This is a genomic window from Pseudomonas taiwanensis DSM 21245 (genome assembly GCF_000425785.1).
GTDB lineage: Bacteria > Pseudomonadota > Gammaproteobacteria > Pseudomonadales > Pseudomonadaceae > Aquipseudomonas > Aquipseudomonas taiwanensis.
The window spans coordinates 65,660-87,318 of sequence record NZ_KE384451.1 but is presented as its reverse complement, the minus strand read 5'-3'; the positions used below and the strand labels follow the sequence as shown (position 1 = coordinate 87,318).

At 62.9% G+C, this 21,659-nt stretch carries 19 protein-coding genes; 9 read left to right on the top strand and 10 right to left on the bottom strand.

What is annotated here, in order from left to right; genetic code table 11:
• The first annotated feature begins 134 nt into the window (after nucleotides 1-134).
• From H620_RS0122220 to H620_RS0122205, 4 genes are read left to right on the top strand one after another with little or no spacing between them, the layout of a single operon-like run.
• Complete coding sequence (locus H620_RS0122220; RefSeq protein WP_023378764.1) at nucleotides 135-1,592, top strand: MBOAT family O-acyltransferase; 1,458 nt, start codon at nucleotides 135-137, stop codon at nucleotides 1,590-1,592.
• An 11-nt stretch (nucleotides 1,593-1,603) separates the two neighbouring features.
• Nucleotides 1,604-2,761, top strand: coding sequence for an alginate O-acetyltransferase (locus H620_RS0122215; protein WP_023378763.1), 1,158 nt, complete (start codon nucleotides 1,604-1,606; stop codon nucleotides 2,759-2,761).
• A 17-nt stretch (nucleotides 2,762-2,778) separates the two neighbouring features.
• Entirely contained in the window at nucleotides 2,779-3,426 is a 648-nt protein-coding gene (locus H620_RS0122210) for an alginate O-acetyltransferase AlgF (protein ID WP_027908064.1), read from the top strand.
• Nucleotides 3,427-3,461: 35 nt separating this feature from the next.
• On the top strand, nucleotides 3,462-4,916 hold the full coding sequence (locus H620_RS0122205; protein WP_027908063.1) for a mannose-1-phosphate guanylyltransferase/mannose-6-phosphate isomerase: 1,455 nt from the start codon (nucleotides 3,462-3,464) through the stop codon (nucleotides 4,914-4,916).
• A 61-nt stretch (nucleotides 4,917-4,977) separates the two neighbouring features.
• Here H620_RS0122205 and H620_RS0122200 read toward each other — a convergent pair whose 3' ends face one another.
• Complete coding sequence (locus H620_RS0122200) at nucleotides 4,978-5,769, bottom strand: hypothetical protein (RefSeq protein WP_155950815.1); 792 nt, start codon at nucleotides 5,767-5,769, stop codon at nucleotides 4,978-4,980.
• Nucleotides 5,770-5,972: 203 nt separating this feature from the next.
• Here H620_RS0122200 and H620_RS0122195 point away from each other — a divergent pair, with 203 nt between their 5' ends.
• Nucleotides 5,973-6,437, top strand: coding sequence for a hypothetical protein (locus H620_RS0122195; protein WP_023378759.1), 465 nt, complete (start codon nucleotides 5,973-5,975; stop codon nucleotides 6,435-6,437).
• Nucleotides 6,438-6,524: 87 nt separating this feature from the next.
• A complete protein-coding gene (locus tag H620_RS0122190) occupies nucleotides 6,525-7,349 on the top strand; it encodes an SDR family oxidoreductase (RefSeq protein ID WP_027908061.1) in 825 nt (274 codons plus the stop codon).
• A gap of 81 nt (nucleotides 7,350-7,430) precedes the next feature.
• Here the strand turns inward: H620_RS0122190 and H620_RS0122185 are convergent, their stop codons facing one another.
• The 4 genes from H620_RS0122185 to H620_RS0122170 all read right to left on the bottom strand — a co-directional run bounded on the left by H620_RS0122185 (nucleotide 7,431) and on the right by H620_RS0122170 (nucleotide 12,575).
• Complete coding sequence (locus H620_RS0122185; RefSeq protein ID WP_027908060.1) at nucleotides 7,431-8,879, bottom strand: efflux transporter outer membrane subunit; 1,449 nt, start codon at nucleotides 8,877-8,879, stop codon at nucleotides 7,431-7,433.
• Nucleotides 8,876-9,937, bottom strand: a complete 1,062-nt coding sequence (locus tag H620_RS0122180; RefSeq protein ID WP_027908059.1) for an HlyD family secretion protein — start codon at nucleotides 9,935-9,937, stop codon at nucleotides 8,876-8,878. The genes H620_RS0122185 and H620_RS0122180 overlap by 4 nt, the downstream gene beginning before the upstream one ends.
• Nucleotides 9,938-9,965: 28 nt before the next feature.
• On the bottom strand, nucleotides 9,966-11,507 hold the full coding sequence (locus H620_RS0122175; protein WP_023378755.1) for an MFS transporter: 1,542 nt from the start codon (nucleotides 11,505-11,507) through the stop codon (nucleotides 9,966-9,968).
• Between the two features lie 159 nt (nucleotides 11,508-11,666).
• Nucleotides 11,667-12,575 carry a LysR family transcriptional regulator gene (locus H620_RS0122170; RefSeq protein WP_023378754.1) on the bottom strand — a complete coding sequence of 303 codons (909 nt, stop codon included), beginning with the start codon at nucleotides 12,573-12,575 and terminating at the stop codon, nucleotides 11,667-11,669.
• A 177-nt stretch (nucleotides 12,576-12,752) separates the two neighbouring features.
• Here H620_RS0122170 and H620_RS0122165 point away from each other — a divergent pair, with 177 nt between their 5' ends.
• Nucleotides 12,753-13,211 carry a universal stress protein gene (locus H620_RS0122165; protein ID WP_027908058.1) on the top strand — a complete coding sequence of 153 codons (459 nt, stop codon included), beginning with the start codon at nucleotides 12,753-12,755 and terminating at the stop codon, nucleotides 13,209-13,211.
• A 258-nt stretch (nucleotides 13,212-13,469) separates the two neighbouring features.
• Here the strand turns inward: H620_RS0122165 and H620_RS0122160 are convergent, their stop codons facing one another.
• Genes H620_RS0122160 through H620_RS0122145 form a run of 4 tightly spaced genes read right to left on the bottom strand, consistent with a single transcriptional unit; the run spans nucleotide 13,470 to nucleotide 18,231 of the window.
• Nucleotides 13,470-14,330: an efflux RND transporter periplasmic adaptor subunit gene (locus H620_RS0122160; protein WP_023378752.1), complete on the bottom strand. Its 861-nt coding sequence runs from the start codon at nucleotides 14,328-14,330 to the stop codon at nucleotides 13,470-13,472.
• A gap of 10 nt (nucleotides 14,331-14,340) precedes the next feature.
• Complete coding sequence (locus H620_RS0122155; RefSeq protein WP_023378750.1) at nucleotides 14,341-14,541, bottom strand: DUF1656 domain-containing protein; 201 nt, start codon at nucleotides 14,539-14,541, stop codon at nucleotides 14,341-14,343.
• Nucleotides 14,531-16,708: an FUSC family protein gene (locus H620_RS0122150; RefSeq protein WP_023378749.1), complete on the bottom strand. Its 2,178-nt coding sequence runs from the start codon at nucleotides 16,706-16,708 to the stop codon at nucleotides 14,531-14,533. Before H620_RS0122150 ends, H620_RS0122155 begins: the two co-directional genes overlap by 11 nt.
• Nucleotides 16,705-18,231 carry an efflux transporter outer membrane subunit gene (locus H620_RS0122145; protein ID WP_023378748.1) on the bottom strand — a complete coding sequence of 509 codons (1,527 nt, stop codon included), beginning with the start codon at nucleotides 18,229-18,231 and terminating at the stop codon, nucleotides 16,705-16,707. The genes H620_RS0122150 and H620_RS0122145 overlap by 4 nt, the downstream gene beginning before the upstream one ends.
• Before the next feature lie 180 nt (nucleotides 18,232-18,411).
• On the opposite strand from H620_RS0122145, the gene H620_RS0122140 reads away from it, so the two are divergent.
• Together H620_RS0122140 and H620_RS0122135 are read left to right on the top strand one after the other, a co-directional pair.
• Nucleotides 18,412-19,359: a LysR family transcriptional regulator gene (locus H620_RS0122140; RefSeq protein ID WP_023378747.1), complete on the top strand. Its 948-nt coding sequence runs from the start codon at nucleotides 18,412-18,414 to the stop codon at nucleotides 19,357-19,359.
• Between the two features lie 125 nt (nucleotides 19,360-19,484).
• Complete coding sequence (locus tag H620_RS0122135; protein WP_023378746.1) at nucleotides 19,485-20,459, top strand: 2-hydroxyacid dehydrogenase; 975 nt, start codon at nucleotides 19,485-19,487, stop codon at nucleotides 20,457-20,459.
• 92 nt (nucleotides 20,460-20,551) lie between these two features.
• On the opposite strand, the gene H620_RS0122130 is transcribed toward H620_RS0122135, so the two are convergent.
• Complete coding sequence (locus tag H620_RS0122130; RefSeq protein WP_023378745.1) at nucleotides 20,552-21,454, bottom strand: DMT family transporter; 903 nt, start codon at nucleotides 21,452-21,454, stop codon at nucleotides 20,552-20,554.
• Between the last annotated feature and the right edge of the window lie 205 nt (nucleotides 21,455-21,659).

The window sequence follows — 21,659 nt, the reverse complement described above, 5'->3', positions numbered from 1 at the left end:
TCACAACCGCTGCCATGACCATCGCAATCGCGGATGAATCCGCTCCTGCAAGGGACTAGGTATCTCCCACTTTTCGAGTGGGGGGTTTGGGGGGCGCTTTGCCCTGGATGCTGTGAACAAAAAGGAGAACCGGGATGGTCTTCTCGTCCAACGTGTTCCTGTTCCTGTTCTTGCCGGTCTTCCTCGGCTTGTACTACTTGAGCGGGCAACGCTATCGCAACCTGCTGCTGCTGGTTGCCAGCTACATCTTCTACGCCTGGTGGCGGGTGGACTTCCTCGCCCTGTTCGCCGGGGTCACCCTGTGGAACTACTGGATCGGCCTGAAAGTCGGTGCCGCGGGCGTGCGCACCAAGCCGGCCCAACGTTGGCTGCTGCTTGGCGTAGGCGTGGACCTGGCGATCCTGGGCTACTTCAAGTACGCCAATTTCGGCGTCGACAGCCTGAACGCGATCATCACCTCGTTTGGCCTGGAGCCGTTCATCCTCACCCACGTGCTGCTGCCGATCGGTATCTCGTTCTATATCTTCGAGTCGATCAGCTACATCATCGACGTGTATCGCGGCGACACCCCGGCCACCCGCAACCTGATCGATTTCGCGGCGTTCGTGGCCATCTTCCCGCACCTGATCGCAGGCCCCGTGCTGCGCTTCAAGGATCTGGTCGACCAGTTCAATAACCGCACCCACACACTGGACAAGTTCTCCGAAGGCTGCACCCGCTTCATGCAGGGCTTCATCAAGAAAGTGTTCATCGCCGACACCCTGGCGGTGGTCGCCGATCACTGCTTCGCCCTGCAGAACCCCACCACTGGCGACGCCTGGCTCGGCGCCCTGGCCTATACCGCGCAGCTGTACTTCGACTTCTCCGGCTACAGCGACATGGCCATCGGCCTGGGTCTGATGATGGGCTTCCGCTTCATGGAGAACTTCAAGCAGCCCTACATCAGCCAGTCGATCACCGAGTTCTGGCGCCGCTGGCACATCAGCCTATCGACCTGGCTGCGGGACTACCTGTACATCACCCTGGGCGGTAACCGCAAAGGCACCTTCAATACCTACCGCAACCTGTTCCTGACCATGCTGCTGGGCGGGCTGTGGCACGGCGCCAACTTCACCTACATCATCTGGGGCGCCTGGCACGGCATGTGGCTGGCCATCGAGCGTGCATTGGGCATCGACACCAATCCGCAACGCTTCAACCCGGTCAAATGGGCCTTCACCTTCCTGCTGGTAGTGGTCGGCTGGGTGATCTTCCGCGCCGAGAACCTGGAAGTGGCCGGCCGCATGTATGGCGCCATGTTCAGCTTCGGCCAGTGGCAGCTGTCCGAACTCAATCGCGCCCAGCTCACTGGCCTGCAGGTGGCCACGCTGGTCATCGCCTACATCACCCTGGCGTTCTTCGGCCTGCGCGACTTCTACCGCAATGCCAAGCCGAGCCCCGTGGCAAGCCCGGTGCAGGTCAATGCCGATGGCTCGATCGGCCTGGACTGGACCCGGGTAATGTCCCGCGCCCTGATCCTGCTGCTGTTCGTGGCTTCGATCCTCAAGCTCTCGGCGCAGAGCTACTCGCCGTTCCTCTACTTCCAGTTCTGAGGCTGATGACCATGACCCGGACATTACGCATCACTTACTCCCTGTCGTTCCTCGGTCTGCTGGTGGGCATGGGCGTGTGGTCCACCGGTGGCCTGCAAAGCTTCCAGCGCACCGAGCAGATGACCATGCTCGACGGCAAGCTGGCCAAGGCTGCCGAGACCCATTACGACGAGCAGTTCCCGATCAAGCGCCTGGGCACCAACGTCTGGGCGGCGCTGGACTTCAAGTTGTTCAACGAAGGCCGCCCGGGCGTGGTCCTGGGGCGCGACCAGTGGCTGTTCAGTGACGAAGAGTTCAAGCCGACTGCCGGCGCCGAACAGTTGATGCAGGAAAACCTCGCCCTCATCCGTGGCGTGAGCGAAACCCTCAAGCGCCACAACGTGCAACTGGTGCTGGCAATCGTCCCAGCCAAGGCGCGGATCTACTCGGAGTACCTGGGCAAGGAACAACCGGCCAGCCTGCACGATGACCTGTACAACCGCTTCCATGCCCAGGCCCGCCAGGCCAACGTGTTCGCTCCCGACCTGCAGGCGGCCCTGGAACAGGCCAAGGCCCGTGGCCAGGTGTTCCTGCGTACCGACACCCATTGGACGCCCATGGGCGCCGAAGTCGTCGCACAGGCCCTGGCCGAAGCCGTTGGCCGTCAGAACCTGCTCAATGGCGAGCCGCAGACGTTCATCACCGAGGCTGGCAACAGCGCACCGTACAAGGGCGACCTGACCAACTTCCTGCCGCTGGACCCACTCTTCAGCAACCTGCTGCCGACCCCCGACAACCTGCAGCAGCGCACCACGCGCCCTGCGCAAACCGAGGGCGAGGCCGACGACGCACTGTTCGCCGACACCCGGATTCCAGTGGCCCTGGTGGGGACCAGCTACAGCGCAAACCCGCATTGGAACTTCCTCGGTGCCCTGCAGCAAGCCCTGCGCAGCGACGTGGCCAACTACGCCGAAGACGGCCATGGCCCGGTGTTGCCGATGCTCAAGTACCTGCAAAGCGATGCCTTCAAAAATGCCGCGCCACAAGTGGTGGTGTGGGAATTCCCAGAACGATATCTGCCAATGAAGAACGACCTCAGCAGCTTCGACCCGAACTGGATCGCACAGCTCAAGAGCGCACGTAAATCCGAAGAAAACCTGGCCTTGTCGTCCTCCCGGACGAACCACTGATAGAGAGGAACACGCACATGACTACCAAGACTTCCATTGCCAAAGCCCTCACCCTCGCGGCAGGCCTTTCCCTGGCTTCGATGCAAGCCTTCGCCGGCGCCGACGCTGCGCTGTACGGCCCAACCGCACCGAAGGGTTCGACCTTCGTGCGCCTGTACAATGCCTCCAGCGCACCCACCGCCGCCACTGTCGGCAACACCCAGATCAAGCAGGTCGGCGCCCAGGCCAGCAGCGACTTCAGCTTCCTGCCGGGGGGTGACTACACCGCCCAGGTCGGCGGCAAGAGCGTCCCGGTCAAACTGGCCGCCGACAAGTACTACACCCTGGTCAACAACGCCGGCGGCAACCCGCAGTTGATCGAAGAACCGCCGTTCAAGAACAAGCAGAAAGCACTTGTCCGGGTCCAGAACCTCAGCGACCAGACCCTGACCCTGAAAACCGCCGATGGCAAGACTGCCGTGGTGGATTCGGTAACCGCCAAGGGCCGTGGCGAACGTGAAATCAATCCGGTCAAGGTCAACCTGGCCTTGTTCGAAGGCGACAAGAAAGTCAGCGACCTCAAGCCGGTCGCTCTGGAGCGCGGCGAAGCCGCAGTGCTGTACGTAACGGGTTCCGGCAACAACTTGTCGCCGGTGTGGGTAACTCGCCCCGTGGCTAGCAACTGATCCCCCTGCCTCTAAACGACTATTGGAGAAACATGATGATCCCGGTAATTCTTTCTGGTGGTAGCGGTTCCCGTCTGTGGCCTCTGTCGCGCAAGCAGTTCCCCAAGCAGTTCCTGGCCCTGACCGGTGAACACACCCTGTTCCAGCAAACCCTGGAGCGCCTGGTGTTCGAAGGCATGGACGCGCCTATCGTGGTCTGCAACAAGGACCACAAGTTCATCGTTCAGGAACAACTCGCCGCGCTGAAGCTGCAGACCCAAGGCATCCTGATGGAGCCGTTCGGTCGCAACACCGCCCCAGCGGTAGCCATGGCGGCCATGAAGCTGGTCAACGAAGGCCGCGACGAGCTGATGCTGGTGCTGCCGGCCGACCATGTGATCGAGGACCAGAAGGCACTGCAACGCGCCCTGGCCCTGGCCACCGTGGCTGCTGAACGTGGCGAGATGGTGCTGTTCGGCGTGCCGGCCACCAAGCCTGAAACCGGCTACGGCTACATCCGCTCCAGCCAGGATGCCCTGCTGCCTGAGGGCGTGGCGCGGGTTGCGCAGTTCGTCGAAAAGCCCGATGAAAAACGCGCCGCCGAATTCGTTCAGGCCGGTGGTTACTTCTGGAACAGCGGGATGTTCCTGTTCCGCGCCAGCCGCTTCCTCGAAGAGCTGAAGAAACATGACGCCGACATCTACGACACCTGCGTACTGGCCCTGGAGCGCAGCGCTGAAGACGGCGACGTGTTGACCATCGACGAAGCCACCTTCGCCTGCTGCCCGGACAACTCCATCGACTACGCCGTGATGGAAAAGACCCAGCGCGCCTGCGTGGTGCCGATGTCCGCCGGTTGGAGCGATGTGGGCTGCTGGTCGTCGCTGTGGGACGTGCACGAAAAGGACGCCGACGGCAACGTCACCAAGGGTGATGTGGTGGTGCAGGACAGCCGCAACTGCATGATCCATGGCAACGGCAAGCTGGTGTCGGTGATTGGCCTGGAGAACATCGTGGTGGTCGAGACCAAGGACGCGATGATGATCGCCCACAAGGACAAGGTCCAGGGCGTCAAGCAGATGGTCAAGACGCTCGACGAGCAAGGCCGCAGCGAAACCCAGAACCACCTGGAAGTGTATCGCCCGTGGGGCTCGTACGACTCGGTGGACATGGGCGGGCGATTCCAGGTCAAGCACATCACCGTCAAGCCGGGCGCCAGCCTGTCGCTGCAGATGCACCACCACCGCGCCGAGCACTGGATCGTGGTGTCCGGCACCGCCGAAGTGACGTGTGACGAGAATGTGTTCCTGCTTACCGAGAACCAATCGACCTACATCCCGATCGCCTCGGTCCACCGCCTGCGCAACCCGGGCAAGATCCCACTGGAGATCATCGAGGTTCAGTCTGGCAGCTACCTGGGCGAGGATGACATCGAGCGATTCGAAGACGTGTATGGGCGTACATCCACACCCATCGAGCGCGGCATTTCGGTGAAGACCATCGCGCAGTAAATAGCGGACGTAAAGAAAGCCCCGTGGCCTTGGACGACCACGGGGCTTTTTCAATGCGGCGTTACTTGGGACGCAGATCGAGCTCGACTCGCCCGCTGTTCAGCACGTACTTCTTGCCGGACCTGGTGAATTCAAACTCGAATTCGATGAGCAGGCTTTGACCCTGTCTGTATTCGAACTTGCCGATCGGCGGGTTGCCACCGCTTGGCTGCCCCGCATAAAGCCCACGGTCAACAACGGCGAAGTAATTGGTGACGCTGTCAGCAGTGAACAGGAAAAACGCGCCAAAATCCTCCAGGCCACCCTTGAGCCCCTCTCGCTGGCTAACCAGAACGCCCGACAGTTCACCTGCCGAGTTGTAGAGTGGCCGGATTTGATCAGCCGTGAACCCACCATTGCTTTCAAGGACCGGGCTTACCTGTGCCGTGGCGGTCCCGGAAGCCTTCGCTGCCAGGGTTCTCACCTGACTGTCGATTTCAAAGTGACCATCGCTCACCGAAAACGAGCTGTTGCCGCCCTTGAAGTCGAAGCTTGCCTGCTTCGGCTCGCCCGAGCTTCCCAACACCTCGATGGCCAGCCTGCCGGTCTGCGCGTAACCGGCGCCTTCGATGCCAAGGTGCGCCCAAACCTTGCCAGCTTCCAGAGGCTCGATATCGTAGGTTTTCACCTCTGGCGTTTCGGGCAGGTGAATATAAATGAATGGCTCGTTATCGATGGCTTCATCGTCGATCGCGAACACCGCATTGCCTGGCAGATAGTTGATCGTGCTGGCCTTGAACCTTGCATCGCGCCCACTGATCACGGCAGTCATTTGTCCAACCAACTGCCCCACTTTTTCCTTGCTTGAATTCACTTTCTTGTCTCCTGCGGCGGCGCAAGCGTTATGAAGTAGATGCTGCATGTGAGAACGTGCCGCCTTGGAGAAAGGCTACGAGCGCAGAGAGGCATTCGAAACTGGCAGAAATGCCAGGTGTGCCGTAGACAGCGTCGCGTCCTTCAAGCTGGATCGATTTACCGCTAGGATGGATGAACCTGTGCATTGAAGGTCACTGACTGATGCTTATCGGCGCCGCTCTGATACTCACTTGGCTTGTCCTGCTGCTGCGCTACCCGGCCAAGGCCTTGCCGATTTCCATGGCCGCCGTGTGCGGCTTGGGTCTGGTGGCATTGTGGGTGGCCTGGCAGGACAACCGTGAAACCTCGCAGTTGGCACGCCTGGACCTGCGCCTGACCTACGCACCGCAAGAATGCCCCGCCGACCGCGCACTGCGGGTGACCATGAAAAACGGCAACGATGTCCCGCTGACCGAACTGCGTTGGCGCGTGGCAGCCTACGCCCCTGGCGATACGGTGAACCTTGCCGAGAATACCTACAATGCACCGCGTTACCGCGGACCGGGCGAATTGCAGCCGGGGGCACAGTGGCAAGACTGCTTGCCACTTCCGCCGCTGCGCTCGGGGTACCGGCCACAGACCCTGGAATTCCGGGCCGAGCACCTGCAAGGTACATTTGCCAACTGATGCGTCGCCTCTACCGGCCCTTCGGCGGGGTAACCCGCGAAGACGCGGCACGGGAAATAACCCACTCACTGACAACAGGTCCCAAGCATGCCCACCGTCCTGATCACCGGTTGTTCCAGCGGCATCGGCCGCGCCCTGGCCGATACCTTCCGCGATGCTGGCTATGAAGTCTGGGCCACCGCCCGCAAGCCCGAAGACGTCGCGGTGCTGGCCGCAGCCGGTTTCGCCGCACGTGAGCTGGATGTGAATGACAGCGAGGCCCTGAAGCGACTGGCTGACGAGTTGGAGGACCGTCATGGCCGACTGGACATGCTGATCAACAATGCCGGCTACGGCGCCATGGGGCCGCTGCTCGACGGTGGGGTTGATGCCCTGCGCCAGCAATTCGAAACCAATGTCTTCGCGGTGATCGGCGTGACGCGCGCGCTGTTCCCGCTGCTACGCCGCGCCCGTGGTCTGGTGGTGAACATCGGCAGCGTGTCAGGCGTGCTGGTGACCCCGTTTGCGGGAGCCTACTGCGCCTCGAAAGCCGCGGTGAACGCGCTGAGCGATGCCTTGCGCCTTGAGTTGGCGCCCTTTGGCATTCAGGTGATGGAGGTGCAGCCAGGGGCGATTGCCTCGCAGTTCGCCAGCAATGCCCAACGCCAGGCCGATCAGGTGCTGGCAGCGGACTCGGCGTGGTGGCCTTTGCGCGAACAGGTTCAGGCACGGGCCCGGGCATCGCAGGACCGCCCAACGCCTGCGGCGGTGTTCGCCAAAGGGGTGCTAGCAGCGACGGGCAAGCGCAAGGTGCCCGCCGTTGTGCGATTGGGCAATGGCAGCACTGCACTACCGTTGATGGCCCGGCTGCTGCCGCGCCGCATGCTGGACTGGGTGTTGCGCAAGCGCTTTGGGCTTTTGCGTCCGCTTTGAGCCCATGCCGTCATGGGGGGCTGCTGTGCAGCCCTTCCAAGACACAGGGCCCCTCCCTCAAAGCAGCGGCGGCGCCAATCCTCATGCTTTATGCGGCTGCATATCGAATGCCTGCCACCCTCCACCCAGGGCTTTGTATAGGCCAACCAACGCTTGGGAAACCGCAGCCGAACTGTCGATCCACTGCTCTTCACTGGCTAACAGGGCACCCTGCACGCTCAACACATTGAGAAAGTCCACCGCCCCTTCCACGTACTGACGCTGGGCAGTCTCCAGGGCGATGCGGTTCTGCCGCACCGCTTCGGCCAGGTGGTCGCGACGCAACTGGCTGGCGTTGTACAGACGCAGTACATCGTCGATTTCATGCCAGGCACCGAGCACGACCTTGCGGTAGTTCAGCGCGGCCTCCTGTTGCTGCGCCTCGCGCAATTCCAAGGTGCCCTTGAGCCTGCCGCCTTCGAAGATCGGCAGCGACAATTGCGGACCAAAGGCGAAACGCCGCGAATCCCAACTACCGAAGTCCGACAGTTGCATGGCCTGAAAACCCATGCTGCCCGACAGCCGTATGCTCGGGTAGAAGTCGGCCTTGGCCACACCGATGCTGGCCGTGGCGACATGCAGGCGGGCTTCGGCAAGCCGGATATCCGGGCGTCGCTCGGCCAACTCTGACGGCAGGCCAATGGCAAACCTCTGTCGCGGCGTCGGCAGCTCACCTCCCTCCAGCAACTCGGCCTGCAAGCTGCGTGGCGGTTCGGCGGCCAGCAAGCTGAGGGCGTTGATCAGGTCATCGCGCCTGGCTTGGAGGCTAGGCAGGCGTGCCTCGATCGAAGCCACCTGGGCGCTGGCCTGGGCGACGTCGAGTCGGGTGGCCACCCCTTCGGCCTGGCGGTCCTCGGACAGTTTCAGGCTGTGCCGTGCCACCTCCAGGTTGTCCTGGGTCACCGCCAACGTGTGCTGCACGGCACGTAGCTGGATGTAGTTGCCGGCCGTTTCGGACAGCAGGGCCAGCAGCACAGCGCGACGGTCGTTCTCGGCCACCTCGACTGTGGCATCGGCAGCCTCCACCTGGCGGCGTACGCGACCCCACAGGTCCAGTTCCCAACCCGCGACCAAATCGCCCTGCCACAGGTTGAACGCAGACTTGCCGGCGTTGCCGGACGGGTCGCTCAGCCCCTCGGCGCTGTTACGGGCGCGGCTGTAGCCTGCGTCGACGTCCACAGACGGTGCTTCATCGGCGGCCACCGTACTGCGCAGCGCACGGCTTTGCACAAGGCGAGCACTGGCCATCTGCAGGTCGAGGTTGCGCTCGGCGACTTTCTGGATCAAGGCACTCAGGCGGGCGTCGTTAAAGCTATCCCACCAGCGTAATTCCATAGGTTCGGCCTGCGGCTGGCTGGGAGCAGCGTCACCCTGCAATGACGCCCAGTTCTGTGGCGCCTGGCTATCCGGACGCTGGAAATCCGGCCCGAGGGTGCAGCCGGCCAGCACCACAGCCAGCAACACGGGGCTCAAACGCAAGGCCGGTTTCATCGCGCACTGACCTCTTTGCCTTCGAACTTGTCGCCATGGGTGTCGATGGTCGCCTCCACCGACATGCCCACGCGCAGGCGGGCAAGCAGCGGCTGGCCATCTTCGAACACAATCTTCACCGGAATACGCTGCACGACCTTGGTGAAGTTGCCAGTGGCGTTGTCAGGTTTCACAGCGGCGAAAGTCACGCCTGTGGCCGGGGCAATGCTCTGGACGTGGCCTTTGAGGGTTTCACCGGAAAAGGTATCGACGCTGATGCTCACCGGCTGCCCTGGCTGCACATGGGTCAGCTGGGTCTCCTGGAAGTTGCCCACGACGTAGGCGCGCTCCAGCGGCACCACCGACAGCAGCCGCGCGCCTGGATTGACGTAAGCGCCAACCCGCACCGCGCGCTCGCCCACCATGCCGTCGACGGGGGCGGTGATACGGGTGTAGGAGAGATCCAGCTGGGCTTTTTCCAGACCTGCCTCGGCGCGTTTGAGCTGGCCATCGGCACTGGCGACCTGGGCGGTGAGAACATCGACCTGCTTGCGCGTGGCCACCAGCGCAGCCTGGGCATTGGCCAGGCGAGCACGGGCCTGGTCGACCCGGCTGCGCGCCTGCTGGGCGTTCTGCACGGTTCCGGCGCCCTGTTCGGCGAGGCGACTGTAGCGATTGACTTCATGGTCGGCGAAAGCTGCCTCGGCCTGGGCGGCCTTGACGGCCGCTTCAGCCTGAGCGATCAGGGCCGCCTGCCGATCGAGCGTTGCGCGGGCATCGGCGCTCTGCGCCTTGGCCACCAACAACTGCGCCTGGGCGGCATCGAGTGCGGCTCGATAATCGCGGTCATCGATGGTCGCCAACAGTTGGCCAGCGTGAACCTGCTGGTTGTCTTCCACCCGTACGTCCTTGATGAACCCTGCGACCTTGGGGGCGACCACGGTGTAGTCGGCGGTCACATAGGCGTCATTGGTGCTCTGACGATGATCGCTGCCCAGCATCCAGGGGCCGACGATGCCGGCCAGCACAGCCACGGCCAGCACCGAGCCGATCACGATAGTCTTGCGGTTGTTGCTCATTTTCAGCGTTCTCGAATTCATCCAGGGTTCAGGCCACCGCACGCGGTGGATAGACCCGGGTAGGCACGAAAGGAATCAGGCAGATCAGCGCCACGGCGATACAGGCCATGACCAGGTAAAGGTCAGCGCAGGTCAGCACCTGCGCCTGCTCGTGAATGCGCCCGGCCAGGCCTGCGGTGTTGTCGTCGATCAGCGGGGCATTGCCCAGGCTGTCCACCAGGTGGTTGGAATGGAAATGTCGACGCAGGGTGCCAAGCGCATCCAGCAGGCCTGTGGCGATCACGGCGGCGAGGCCTTTGACGGTGTTGAACCAGCTCGAGGCGAAGGGGCCTTCCTGCGGGGTCATGCCGTTGGTGGACAACATCAGCAACGGCAGTACCGCCATCGGCTGGCCGAACACCTGCAGCAGGTAGTAGGGGTAGAAATCGCCGCGAATCCATTCGGAGGTCAGCAGGCTACTGCCGACACAGGACATCGCCAGCATGGCCAATCCAATGCCCAGCACCCAGCGACAATCGACCGCACGGATATTGCACAGCGCTGCCGTCAGCGGCAGGGCGATCAGTTGCGGCATGGCCACCAGCATCATCAGCGGGCTGGTCTGCGCAGGGCGATAACCCTGGATCTGCGCAAGGTAGGCCGATGGAATGCTGCCCACACCAGAGAGCACGATCAGCACACCCGCCAGGGTCAACAGGGCGAAGCTCAGGTTGCGCCGCTGCAACATGCGCAACTGGAAGAACGGCAGTGGCTCGGACCATTCGTTGTACATGAACAGCACCAGCAACAGCAGGCCGCCGCCCAGCAGCCAGCAGATCAACGGGGAATCGAACCACCCCCAACGGTCGCCCAACGACAGCCCCAGCACGATGCAACTGATCGCCGGCAAGCCCAGCACCACGCCACGCCAGTCGAACTGTTTGAAGCGTTCCAGGCGCAGCGGGTCCTGCGGCAGGCCCCAGCCGACGCAGAACATTGCCACGGCCGAGGGCAGGATGATCTGCCAGAACGCCCACTGCCAACCGACATATTCGGTCCACAGCCCGGCCAGCGGCGTGCCGAGATTGGGCCCGAAGGTGGCGGTCAGTGCGTAGCACGCCAGACCATAGACCTTGATGCCCGGCGGCAGGAAGCGAAGCGCCACGCTCATCAGCATCGGTGGCAACGCGCCGGAAGCGAAGCCCTGGAGTATGCGCAACAGCATCAGGCTGTGCAGGTTCGGGGCGAACGGCTGGAGCAGACCGAGCACGGCGAACAGGCCGACTGCGGTCATGGTGAAGCGGCGCAAGGAGAAGGTGGTGGCCAACCACGGCGCGAAGGCCATGGCCGAAACCGATGCCGCGCTGTAGACCGCCAGCAACCAGGCGCCCTCGTCGGCACCGATGCCCATCGCGCCACGAATATCGGCCAGGGAAATCTTGGTCACCGACTCGTTCAGACCGGCACACAGCACCGCCAGCAGTACACCGAACAGGCCAACCACCACCCGCAGGCCGAACGCCGTCTGCACGGGCGCGGCCGGCGCTGGGGCGGCGACTATCGCGGTGGCGGGCGCAGACAGGGAACTCACGGGGTGACATCTCCAGCAACAAATTTCGGGCTGGAGAAGTCTATGAAAGTCGAATGCTGACGAAAATCGACTTATTGGCAGTTTTATGTTGCGTCAGACGCAATCGTTGGAGCAGTGCGTACTTTCGCGGAGCTACCTGCGAAGCGAGCGACGTGAGCATCAAGGGTCGATGTTGCAGCAAGCCTTGAGGGTTTGCCGCAACCAGCGGTGCGCCGGGTCGTTGTGAAACCGCGGATGCCACGCCTGCATCACGTTCACCCGCTCCAGCGGCACTGGAATTTCGAACGAGCGCAGGGGCAACCCCAGCCTCTCCACACTGCTGAGAATATTGGCCGGCATCGGCAGGATCAGGTTCGAGTCCGGCAGCGAGAACAGTGCCGAGTGGAAACTGGGGGTGATCAATGCCACCCGCCGCTCCACCTTGAAGTTGGCCAGTTCGACGTCGATCGGCCCATTGGCACGGCCACGCCGCGACACGCTGATCTGTGGATAACTGGCAAAGCTCAGCGGCGTGATCGGTTGCTGGAAAATCGGGTGGTCGCTGCGCGCCAGCCCAACGTAATGCGTATGAAACAGACTCTGTACCTTGATTTCCGGACCCAAGTCCACGGTCGAGCTGATGATCAGGTCAGTGCGCCCATCACGTAGCACGCTGTCGTCATCGCCCCCGGGGCTTTCCGGAACGAAACGCAAGACGGTGCGCGGCGCCTGCTCGTGCATCTTGTGCAGCAGACGGGCGCCATACAGAGCGATGAACAGGTCATTGGTGCGAATGTTGAAGGCCCGGTCGAGGCTTGGCAGGTCGACATCGTCGCCATTGCGAAACACCTGCCCGGCCTGTTCCACCAGCTGGCTGACCTGCTCGCGCAGGGCCAGTGCCCGGGGCGTCGGCACCAGACCACGGCCGGCACGCACCAGGATCGGATCGCCCAGCGCATCACGAATCCGCCCCAGGGTCCGGCTCATCGCCGCCGGGCTCAGGTTCATGCGTTGCGCCGCGCCGACCACGCTGCCTTCATCAAGCAGGGCGTCGAGGGCGACGAGCAGGTTCATGTCCGGGAGTTGCATGACCGTTTTCCGTGACAGCTGTGGGGGCCATCATGTTAACAGGTCGGACGATTGCACCAGACGCAATGCGGCCATGCATGATGGGGCATTTATCTCGGCGTGCGGATGGGCCATAAGGAATGCAGTGGCTGTACCGGCGCCATCGCCGGCAACACATCACCCCCACAAGGATCGCACATGCCCAGCCCCGTACTCATCGCCATCGACGCTTCCCCCGCTTCCACCGGGCTGCTCGCCCTGGCCCAACGCTACTGCCGCCCAGGCGAACATGAACTGCATATCCTGCTGGCCATCGACTCCACTTTCGCCGTGCACGACACACCCGCGCCTTACACCGCCGAAGAACTGGAGCAATACCCCGCTGCCTGTGAAGAGCAGCGCTTGGGCGACCGCGCGGTGGCCGAGGCTGTAGAGGCTTTGCAAGGAGCTGGTTTTGCTGCCCGGGGCTGCATGGTTGCCGGGCAGCCTGTCGAGGCGATTGTCGCCAAGACCCAGGAATTGGAGTGCGAATTGATCATCATGGGGCACCGGCACCTGTCCCGGCTGGGTCGGTTGCTGGATCCGTCGATCAGCGCGAAGGTGATTGATCGGGTGCAGGTGCCTGTTTTGGTGGGGGCTGCGGAGGGCTCGCCGTGAGTGTTGTAGCGTCAGTGAGATCGAGCGCCGCCCGCGCGGCGCATCGCGAGCAAGGCTCGCTCCTACGTTTGTTTCTGGCCAGTAACGCCAGTGGCAGGCGCGCGCGACCGCCTTGTTTGTACGACACGGTATCGCACCATGCACTCACGCATAATTGGCCCTAAACAGACGTAGGAGCGAGCCTTGCTCGCGATGCGCCGCGCGGGCGGCGCTCGATCTCAAACCCGCCACAAATCCCATGCCTGGCCCCAGAACATCTCACCTCTCCCCAGGCTTCACCACCACCGTACAAGTGGTCCCCGCCGCCAGCAGATACCCCTGCGGCACTTCATCGATATGAATCCGCACCGGCACCCGCTGCGCCAGGCGCACCCAGTTGAAGGTCGGATTCACATCGGCGATCAGCTCGCGGCTTTGTGGGTTGTCGCGGTCGTAGATACCGCGGGCGATGCTCTCCACATGCCCTTTGATGCGCTCGCCGCTCATCATCTCCAGCTCGGCCTGGTCACCAACCTTCACATGCGGCAGCTTGGTCTCCTCGAAGAAGCCATAGACCCAGAACGAGTTCTCATCGACCACTGCCATCACCGCTTCTCCGGTACGTGCATAGTCGCCCCGGTGAATGTTCAGGTTGGTGACATACCCGTCCACCGTCGCAACGATGCGCGTACGCTTCAGGTTCAGTTCGGCGGCCGCCAACTGTGCCTGGGCCTGCTGGTAGTCGGCCAGCGCGGAATTGGCGATGTTGCTGGCGTCGTCGCGGTTCTCTTTGGAGATCACCAGGTTGTCCATGTCGGCACGGCGCTTGGCGTTGACCTTGCGCATTTCCCAAGTGGCCTTACGCGAGGCGACCAGGGCCTTGGCCTGGTCGACCGCCAGTTGGTAGTGCTCAGGGTCGATCTGGATCAACAGGTCTCCCTTCCTGACCCGCTGGTTGTCCTTGACCGGCACCTCCACTACATAGCCGGGCACGTCGGCGGCGACGTTGATGATGTCGGCACGCACGCGGCCGTCACGGGTCCACGGCGTTGTCATGTAGTGCTTCCACAACTGGTGGCCGATCACCACGGCGGCGGCCAGCACCAGCAGAGTGGCGATCAAGCTGAAGAACTTTTTCATCGGAGGATTCTCACCAGTAGAGAGACAGCGCCATGGCGCCGAACAAGCAGACGAACAGGCTCAGGCGCAGCAGCGCCGGATGCCAGAAAAAACGATAGCCATCATGGCTGGCGATGAACCGGTCCAGACCCCAGGCCAGGCCCAGGGCGAGCAGGAACATCAGGGTCATGGTGGGCATGTAAACGCCATGGAAGGCGATCTCACGGGGCATGGTGCAATCCTTTCGCCGGGGCCAGTGGCGACTGTGGGTCGAGCAGGGAAGTACGGATGAAATGCAAATAGCTCTGCACCCGGCGCAGCACCGAAGTGTCGAAGTGCCGGGCAAAGGGTTCGTCGGTGGCCTGCACACGGCTGATGGCATGGTCCACCGCCACCAGGGCACGTTCGTGATTGCTGGCGCTAGGTTGCAGGAACAACCGGGCCAGGGCACGGCCCATCACGCGGATAGCCTGGCGCCAAGGCTGCGATTCGGCATAGGCCGGATGCACCGGAGCACGGGCCTGTTCCTTGCGCAGTTCGATGATGGCGTGGCCGATTTCCAGTACCACGAACATCCAGCGCATCAATTGGCTTTGCACCTCGGGCTTGCCAGCGGCAAGGCCGTAGGCCTGGTGCAACAGGTCGCGGGTTCGGCTTTCGAAGGCGCTGCCCAAACCGCGCAGGCGTCCGCCGATGGCGAACAGCACCTGCGCGCGCAAATCTTGCTCCAGGCGGCTCCACAGCCAGCGGCTGTTCGGCGGCAGGATGATCGCCCCCGCAGCCGCACAGGCCAGCATACCGATGACCATGCCGATGTAGTCGTTGATGAAGCTGTAAGGGTTGTAGGTGGTGAGGTTGTTGGGCACCGACCCGATGGAGAAGAACACCAGCAGCCCCAGTCCATACCCGGCATAGGCCGGGCGCGATGCGAGGAACGCGCCTAGCACGAAGACCGGTGCCAGGACCACGCACAGCAACGGGAAGCCGTCGATCCAGGGGAAGACGAAGAAGGTTTCGTAGAAGCCGATGAAAGCCCCAAGCATCGTGCCGCAGGCCATCTGGAACGACATGCGCTTAGGGTTTGGCGAGGCCGCCGACAGGCCCACCGTCACCGTGGCGACCAAGGTCATCATGGCGCCGCTAGGCCAGTCACTGAGCAACCAATAGCTGCCCAACAGCAGCAACACCGCCGAGGCACGCACGCCCGCGGCCAGCGACACCAGCCAGTTAGTGCGCGACACGTAAGGCTCGTCCCACTGCTCACGCGCATGGTTGTGCGCCGCCAGCGAGGCATGGGTTTCGGCGTAGCTGAACATCTCGTCGACGAACCGGTACAGCAACTCGAACGCGGTGTGGAAGTCCAGCAGGTCCGACTCGCTGGGCTCGGTTTGCAGGTAGTCGGCGCGCAGGCTGCGCACCTGGGCCTGCAGACCTTCCTTGTAGGCCGCCAACTCCAAGGCCAGGCGCAGGGCATCGGCATCGGTCAAGGCCCGGCCCACATACGGGTCGAGCAGTTTGGCCAAGGTCTCGATACCGGGTTCGATAGCACTGACGATCTGCAGCGGCCCGCGTGCACGCAAGCGTTCGAGCAGGCGATTGAGGGCATTGAAGCGCGTGGTGATGGCCATGAACTCGCTGTTCATGCGTACCAGCCGGCCACTGCGACGTCGCATGTGCGGGTCTTCGAACGCGGTGACGTTGCGCAGGCTTTCCAGGCCCACGGCCTCGGCGACGAAGCGCACGTTGCTGGCTTCGAAGCGGTCACGCTGACTTTCGCCGCGCAGCGCCTCGACCACGACCCCGGCGAACACGCCAAAGCGCTGGTAGAGAGCGTTACGCATGGCAGCACTGGCCGATTGTGGCAACACGGCGGCACTGACCAGCGTCGACACCAAGATGCCCAGCGAAATTTCCAGCACCCGCCACACGGCGGCCATGAAGGCCTGGTCTGGGTGCTCGAGCACCGGCAGGCCAATCATCGCCGCGGTATAGCCGGCGAGCACGAACCCATAGGCGCGGAAGGTCCGGTAGCGCATGGCACCGGCAGAGCACAGGCCGACCCACACCGCCAGGCAAGGCAGGAACAACTCGGTGTTCTGTGGGAACAGGGCAATGAGCGCGATCATCATCGCCGAGCCGGCCAAGGTGCCGAGCACCCGGTAGAAGCTCTTGGCGAATACATGACCGCTCTGCGGCTGCATGACGATGAACACAGTGATCATTGCCGTGCGCGGTTGCGGCAACTCCAACCGCATGGCCAACCACAGGGTGATGAGCGCAGCCGCGATGATCTTGAAGATGTAGACCCAGGTCACACCATCGGTACGCGCCCAGGCAAAGAAACCCCGACGCCACTCAAGGCTTTGCAGCCAGCGCAGGGGCAAGCTCGATGTGCTCATTCAGCGTGTTCCGGCTTGTCGAAGATGGCCAGCGTGGCGGGGGTTTTCGGCGCGGCCTGACGCGCCTGGTCCGGTACGTCTTCACCGGCCCCAAGGCCGCCGCCCAACGCGGTGACCAGCTCGGCGTGGGCGGCCAGTCGTGCAGCCTGCACCTGCTGTTGCACCTGTTGCTGACGGAACAGCAGGGTCTGGGCGTTGAGCACGTTGAGGTAATCGGTCAAGCCACGCTGAAAGGCAACCATGGCGATGTCATAGGTCTTCTGCGCGGCGGCCACGGACTCGGCGGCGAAGTGCGACTGCTCTTTCATCGACTCGCGGCGGATCAACTGGTCGGAGATGTTCTTCAGCGCGCCGATCACCGTCTGGTTGTAGCGCGCCACGGCCACGTCGTAACCGGCCGAGGCGACGCCCAGCTCGGAGCGCAGGCGACCACCGTCGAAAATCGGCAGGCTGATGGCCGGGCCTACGTTGTAGTTGAACTTGCGTCCCGTGAGAAACTCCAGCGGGCCGCCGCCGGTGGCCATGAAGCCGAGGCTACCGACCAGGTCCACATTGGGGAAGAACCCGGCATGGGCGACGTCGATGCCCCGCGCCTGAGCCGCCACTTGCCAGCGGCTGGCAACCACGTCGGGGCGCTGCCCGACCAGCTCGGCAGGCAAGGCCGATGGCAGCTTGAGGTCGGCCCCCAGGGTCAGGGTGGGTCGCTCGATGCTGGCACCCTCCCCTGGGCCTTTGCCGGCCAATGCCGCCAACTGGTTGCGGGTCAGGGCGATTTCTTCGTTGAGGCTGTCGAGCTGGCGGTGCGTTTCAGGCAGGGGCGCTTCGGCCTGGCTGACTTCGAAATGGGTACCGATGCCGGCGTCCAGACGACGCTGGGCCAGGGCCAGAATCTGCTCCTGCTGATCGAGTTCGGCCTTGACGATATCGCGCTGGGCGAAATGCAGGCTCAGTTGAATATAGGCACGTACCACATTGTTCTGTAGCTCGAGCTGCGCCTGACGCGCCTCGGCCACGCTCATGTGCGCCTGGTCCACGGCCTGCTCGGTGGCATTGCGCTCGCGCCCCCACAGATCGAGGGCGTAGCTGAAGCCAATGGCGGCATTGTTGTCCCAGGTGTTGGCACCCGACAACGCGCCGGGGCCGTAGAACTGGTCCTCGGGCCAGTTGTGGCGCTTGAGCGTCGCCTGGCCGTTGGCCTGCAGCTTTTCTGCGGACTCGACCACGCCCGCCATGGATTTGGCTTGACGCACTCGCGCGGCGGCCATGGCCATGCTCGGGCTGCCGGCCACTGCCAGGGCGACCCAACGGTCCAGTTGCGGGTCGTGGTAGGCGTGCCACCACTGTTGATCGGGCCAATGGGCATCGGTTGCGGCTTCGCGAATGGCCGCATCGGTGATCAGGGTGTTGGCTTGCAGGGTTTTGCTTTTCGGGGCTATGCCCCAGGTTCCAATACAGCCGCTCAAGGCGAGACTAAGGGCACAGACGCTGAACGCCTGGAGCGTTCCGATGATGCGACGCGGCACAGCTGCGATTTCCCGAGGAAGAAGTGGAGAGGCCGGGCAATTCTAGGGGGCAGCCGCACTGGCGATAAGCGCACATTCCTGCGAATCTTTGTTACCAAAACGGCGATAATCCGGCTTTGGTCGAAGGAACATTTTCGTTACTTCGTGTCACAATTTTGTCCTCTACATCGAGAGTGACCCATGGACACCCTGCAAAACATGCGTGCTTTCAGTTGCGTAGCTCAGCTGGGCAGCTTTACGGCTGCCGCCGCGCAGCTCGATACGACCACCGCGAACGTTTCGCGGGCGGTATCCAATCTGGAAGCCCATCTGCAAACCCGGCTGCTGAACCGCACCACCCGGCGTATCGCCCTGACCGAGGCGGGCAAGCGTTACCTGATGCGCTGCGAACAGATCCTCACCTACGTGGAGGAAGCCGAAGCCGAAGCCAGCGATGCCCACGCCCGTCCGGCCGGGCAACTGAAAGTGCATTCCATGACCGGTGTCGGTCAGCACTTCGTGGTCGACGCCATTGCCCGCTACCGCGAATCGCACCCGGACGTCACCTTCGACCTGACCATGGCCAACCGCGTACCGGACCTGCTCGACGAGGGCTACGACGTGTCCATCGTGCTGGCCAGCGAACTGCCCGACTCGGGGTTCGTTTCCCAGCGCCTGGGGATCACCTACAGCATTGTCTGTGCTTCGCCTGAATACGTGGCCAAGCAGGGTTTCGCGCACAAACCGGTCGACCTGCTCAAGCACGCCTGCCTGCGCATGGTCAGCCCGGTGATTCCCTTGGAAAAGTGGCTGTTCGATGGTCCGGAAGGCCAGGAACTGGTCAACATCTCCACCTCGCCGTTCCAGGTGAACTCGGCCGATGCGATGAAAACCGCGATTCGCAGCGGCATGGGCATGGGCGTGTTGCCGATCTATTCGGCAATCGACGGCCTGCGCGACGGAAGCCTGGTGCGGGTGATGCCCGAGTACCGGCTGCAGGAGCTGAACCTGTATGCCATCTACCCCTCTCGCCAGTACCTGGATGCGAAGATCAAGACCTGGGTGGAGTACTTGCGTAACTCCCTGCCAGAGATTCTCGCGGCCCACGAAGCGGACCTGAAAACCCACGAGCTGCAGATCGCCAACTGAAAAAGCTGCTGCGCCAAGGCGGTGGACAATGGTAGGTTGCTAACCAATACCGGCCTCTTCGCAACGATCCGGTTCATCCGCGAAGCCGCCACCACTGTCCTACCGCCTTGCAGAGAAGTAGCCCGATGAAAAAGACCGTCCTGGCCTTCAGCCGTATCACCCCGGCCATGGCCGAGCGCCTGCAGCAAGACTTCAACGTGATCCAGCCGAACCCTAAGCTCGGCGACATCGCTGCCCAGTTCAACGAAGCCCTGCCCGGGGCCCATGGTCTGATCGGCGTCGGTCGCAAGCTTGGCCGCGCCCAGCTTGAAGGCGCGGCCAAGCTGGAAGTGGTCTCCAGCGTGTCGGTCGGCTACGACAACTATGACCTGGATTACTTCAACGAGCGCGGCATCGCCCTGACCAATACCCCGGATGTGCTGACCGAAAGCACCGCCGACCTGGGTTTCTCGCTGATCATGGGCTGCGCCCGCCGCACCGCCGAACTCGACGCCTGGACCAAGGCTGGCCAGTGGCAGGCCACCGTCGGCCCGGCCCACTTCGGCACCGATGTGCACGGCAAGACGCTGGGTATCGTCGGTCTGGGCAACATCGGCGCGGCCGTGGCCCGTCGTGGTCGCTTCGGCTTCAACATGTCGATTCTGTATGCCGGCAACAGCCGAAAGACCGCGCTGGAGCAGGAACTCGGCGCTCAGTTCCGCAGCCTGGATCAACTGCTGGCCGAATCCGATTTCGTCTGCATCGTGGTGCCGCTGTCCGATGCCACCCGCAAGCTGATCAGTGCACGGGAGCTCAAACTGATGAAACCAAGTGCGTTCCTGATCAACATCGCCCGTGGCCCGGTGGTGGACGAGGCAGCGCTGGTCGAGGCGCTGCAAGCCGGAACCATTCGCGGCGCCGGCCTGGATGTGTACGAGAAAGAACCGCTGAGCGACTCGCCGCTGTTCAAGCTGCCAAACGCCCTGACCCTGCCACACGTTGGCTCGGCCACCGCCGAGACCCGTGAAGCCATGGCCAACCGAGCGATCGACAACCTGCGCGCGGCGCTGCTGGGTGAGCGTCCACGGGACTTGGTGAACCCGCAGGTCTGGAAGCATTGATGTATCGTTGTTGAGTTCTTCCAGCCTTGTCGCCGGCAAGCCGGCTCCTACCGCGCTGTCCTCCGTAGGAGTCGGCCTGCCGGCGATGGGCGCTACCTGACTGCCACCGCCCCAGCCACGTCACGTGCCTTGGGCTTACGAAACACCAGCACATTCCCCGCCATCACCGCCACCAGCCCCAACAGGGCGGGTGCCGTCCACTGATACCCCTCCGCGAACGCCGACACATTCAATGCCACCAGCGGGAACAGCACCGTGCAATAGGCCGCTCGCTCAGGCCCCATGCGACCTACCAGGGTCAGGTAGGCGGTGAAGCCGATCACCGAACCTGGAATCACCAGGTACAGCAACGAACCGATGTAGCGCAGGTTCCATTCCATCGCGAAGGGAATACCGCTGACCAGGCAATACAGCGCCAGCATCGACGCGCCATAGACCATGCCCCAGGCGTTGGTGGTCATGGGTTTGAGCCCCGCTTTCTGCTGCAGGCTGGAAAGCATGTTGCCGGCCGAGAAGCACAGGGTGCCCAATAGGGCCAGGCCCAGTCCATACAAGGTCTCGCGGCTGGCCGTGTGGCTGGACAGTTCAGGCCAGAACAGAAGGCCCAGGCCGAGTAAGCCCGTCGCCCCGCCAGCCAGCACATTAGTGGCGATTTTCTGGCCAAAGAAGATCCGTGCATTAAGCGCATTCCACAGGGTGGCGGTGGAGAACACCACCGCAATCAGGCCACTGGCGACCCATTGGCTGGCCGTGAGAAAGCACATGAAGTTGACGCAGAACAGGCACAAACCCTGCGCCAGGCAAACCAGATGGCCACGCCGGTTCATCGGCTGCAGCCGGCGCGTGAACAGCAGGATGGCGAACAGGATCAGGCCGGCCAAGGCGAAACGGTAGACGATCGATACCGGGATGGCGACCACGCCCAACTGCAGTTTGAGAGCGATCCAGGTGGTGCCCCAGATGAGCACAGTGAGTAAATACAAGGACAGGTTCATGGGTGGCTCCTTGGGTATTCGTCCATGCTTGCCAAGGCCGCTTGGCGGCCTATCGCCGGCAAGCTGGCTCCTGGAGAAGCCCGGTATTGCCGGGGATGAGACACCAGTGTTGTTTCTGTCGACCTTTGGCGCTTGCACAAACTTGCGCTTTTGCTTCGCCGGTAGCTGCCACGGCCTTGCAACCGCAGTACGATGGCTGCCAGAG

Coding starts and splice junctions, on each gene's coding strand:
- H620_RS0122220 (WP_023378764.1), top strand. CDS start 135: ATGGTCTTCTCGTCCAACGTGTTCCTGTTCCTGTTCTTGCCGGTCTTC.
- H620_RS0122215 (WP_023378763.1), top strand. CDS start 1,604: ATGACCCGGACATTACGCATCACTTACTCCCTGTCGTTCCTCGGTCTG.
- H620_RS0122210 (WP_027908064.1), top strand. CDS start 2,779: ATGACTACCAAGACTTCCATTGCCAAAGCCCTCACCCTCGCGGCAGGC.
- H620_RS0122205 (WP_027908063.1), top strand. CDS start 3,462: ATGATCCCGGTAATTCTTTCTGGTGGTAGCGGTTCCCGTCTGTGGCCT.
- H620_RS0122195 (WP_023378759.1), top strand. CDS start 5,973: ATGCTTATCGGCGCCGCTCTGATACTCACTTGGCTTGTCCTGCTGCTG.
- H620_RS0122190 (WP_027908061.1), top strand. CDS start 6,525: ATGCCCACCGTCCTGATCACCGGTTGTTCCAGCGGCATCGGCCGCGCC.
- H620_RS0122185 (WP_027908060.1), bottom strand. CDS start 8,879: ATGAAACCGGCCTTGCGTTTGAGCCCCGTGTTGCTGGCTGTGGTGCTG.
- H620_RS0122180 (WP_027908059.1), bottom strand. CDS start 9,937: ATGAGCAACAACCGCAAGACTATCGTGATCGGCTCGGTGCTGGCCGTG.
- H620_RS0122170 (WP_023378754.1), bottom strand. CDS start 12,575: ATGCAACTCCCGGACATGAACCTGCTCGTCGCCCTCGACGCCCTGCTT.
- H620_RS0122165 (WP_027908058.1), top strand. CDS start 12,753: ATGCCCAGCCCCGTACTCATCGCCATCGACGCTTCCCCCGCTTCCACC.
- H620_RS0122160 (WP_023378752.1), bottom strand. CDS start 14,330: ATGAAAAAGTTCTTCAGCTTGATCGCCACTCTGCTGGTGCTGGCCGCC.
- H620_RS0122155 (WP_023378750.1), bottom strand. CDS start 14,541: ATGCCCCGTGAGATCGCCTTCCATGGCGTTTACATGCCCACCATGACC.
- H620_RS0122150 (WP_023378749.1), bottom strand. CDS start 16,708: ATGAGCACATCGAGCTTGCCCCTGCGCTGGCTGCAAAGCCTTGAGTGG.
- H620_RS0122140 (WP_023378747.1), top strand. CDS start 18,412: ATGGACACCCTGCAAAACATGCGTGCTTTCAGTTGCGTAGCTCAGCTG.
- H620_RS0122135 (WP_023378746.1), top strand. CDS start 19,485: ATGAAAAAGACCGTCCTGGCCTTCAGCCGTATCACCCCGGCCATGGCC.
- H620_RS0122130 (WP_023378745.1), bottom strand. CDS start 21,454: ATGAACCTGTCCTTGTATTTACTCACTGTGCTCATCTGGGGCACCACC.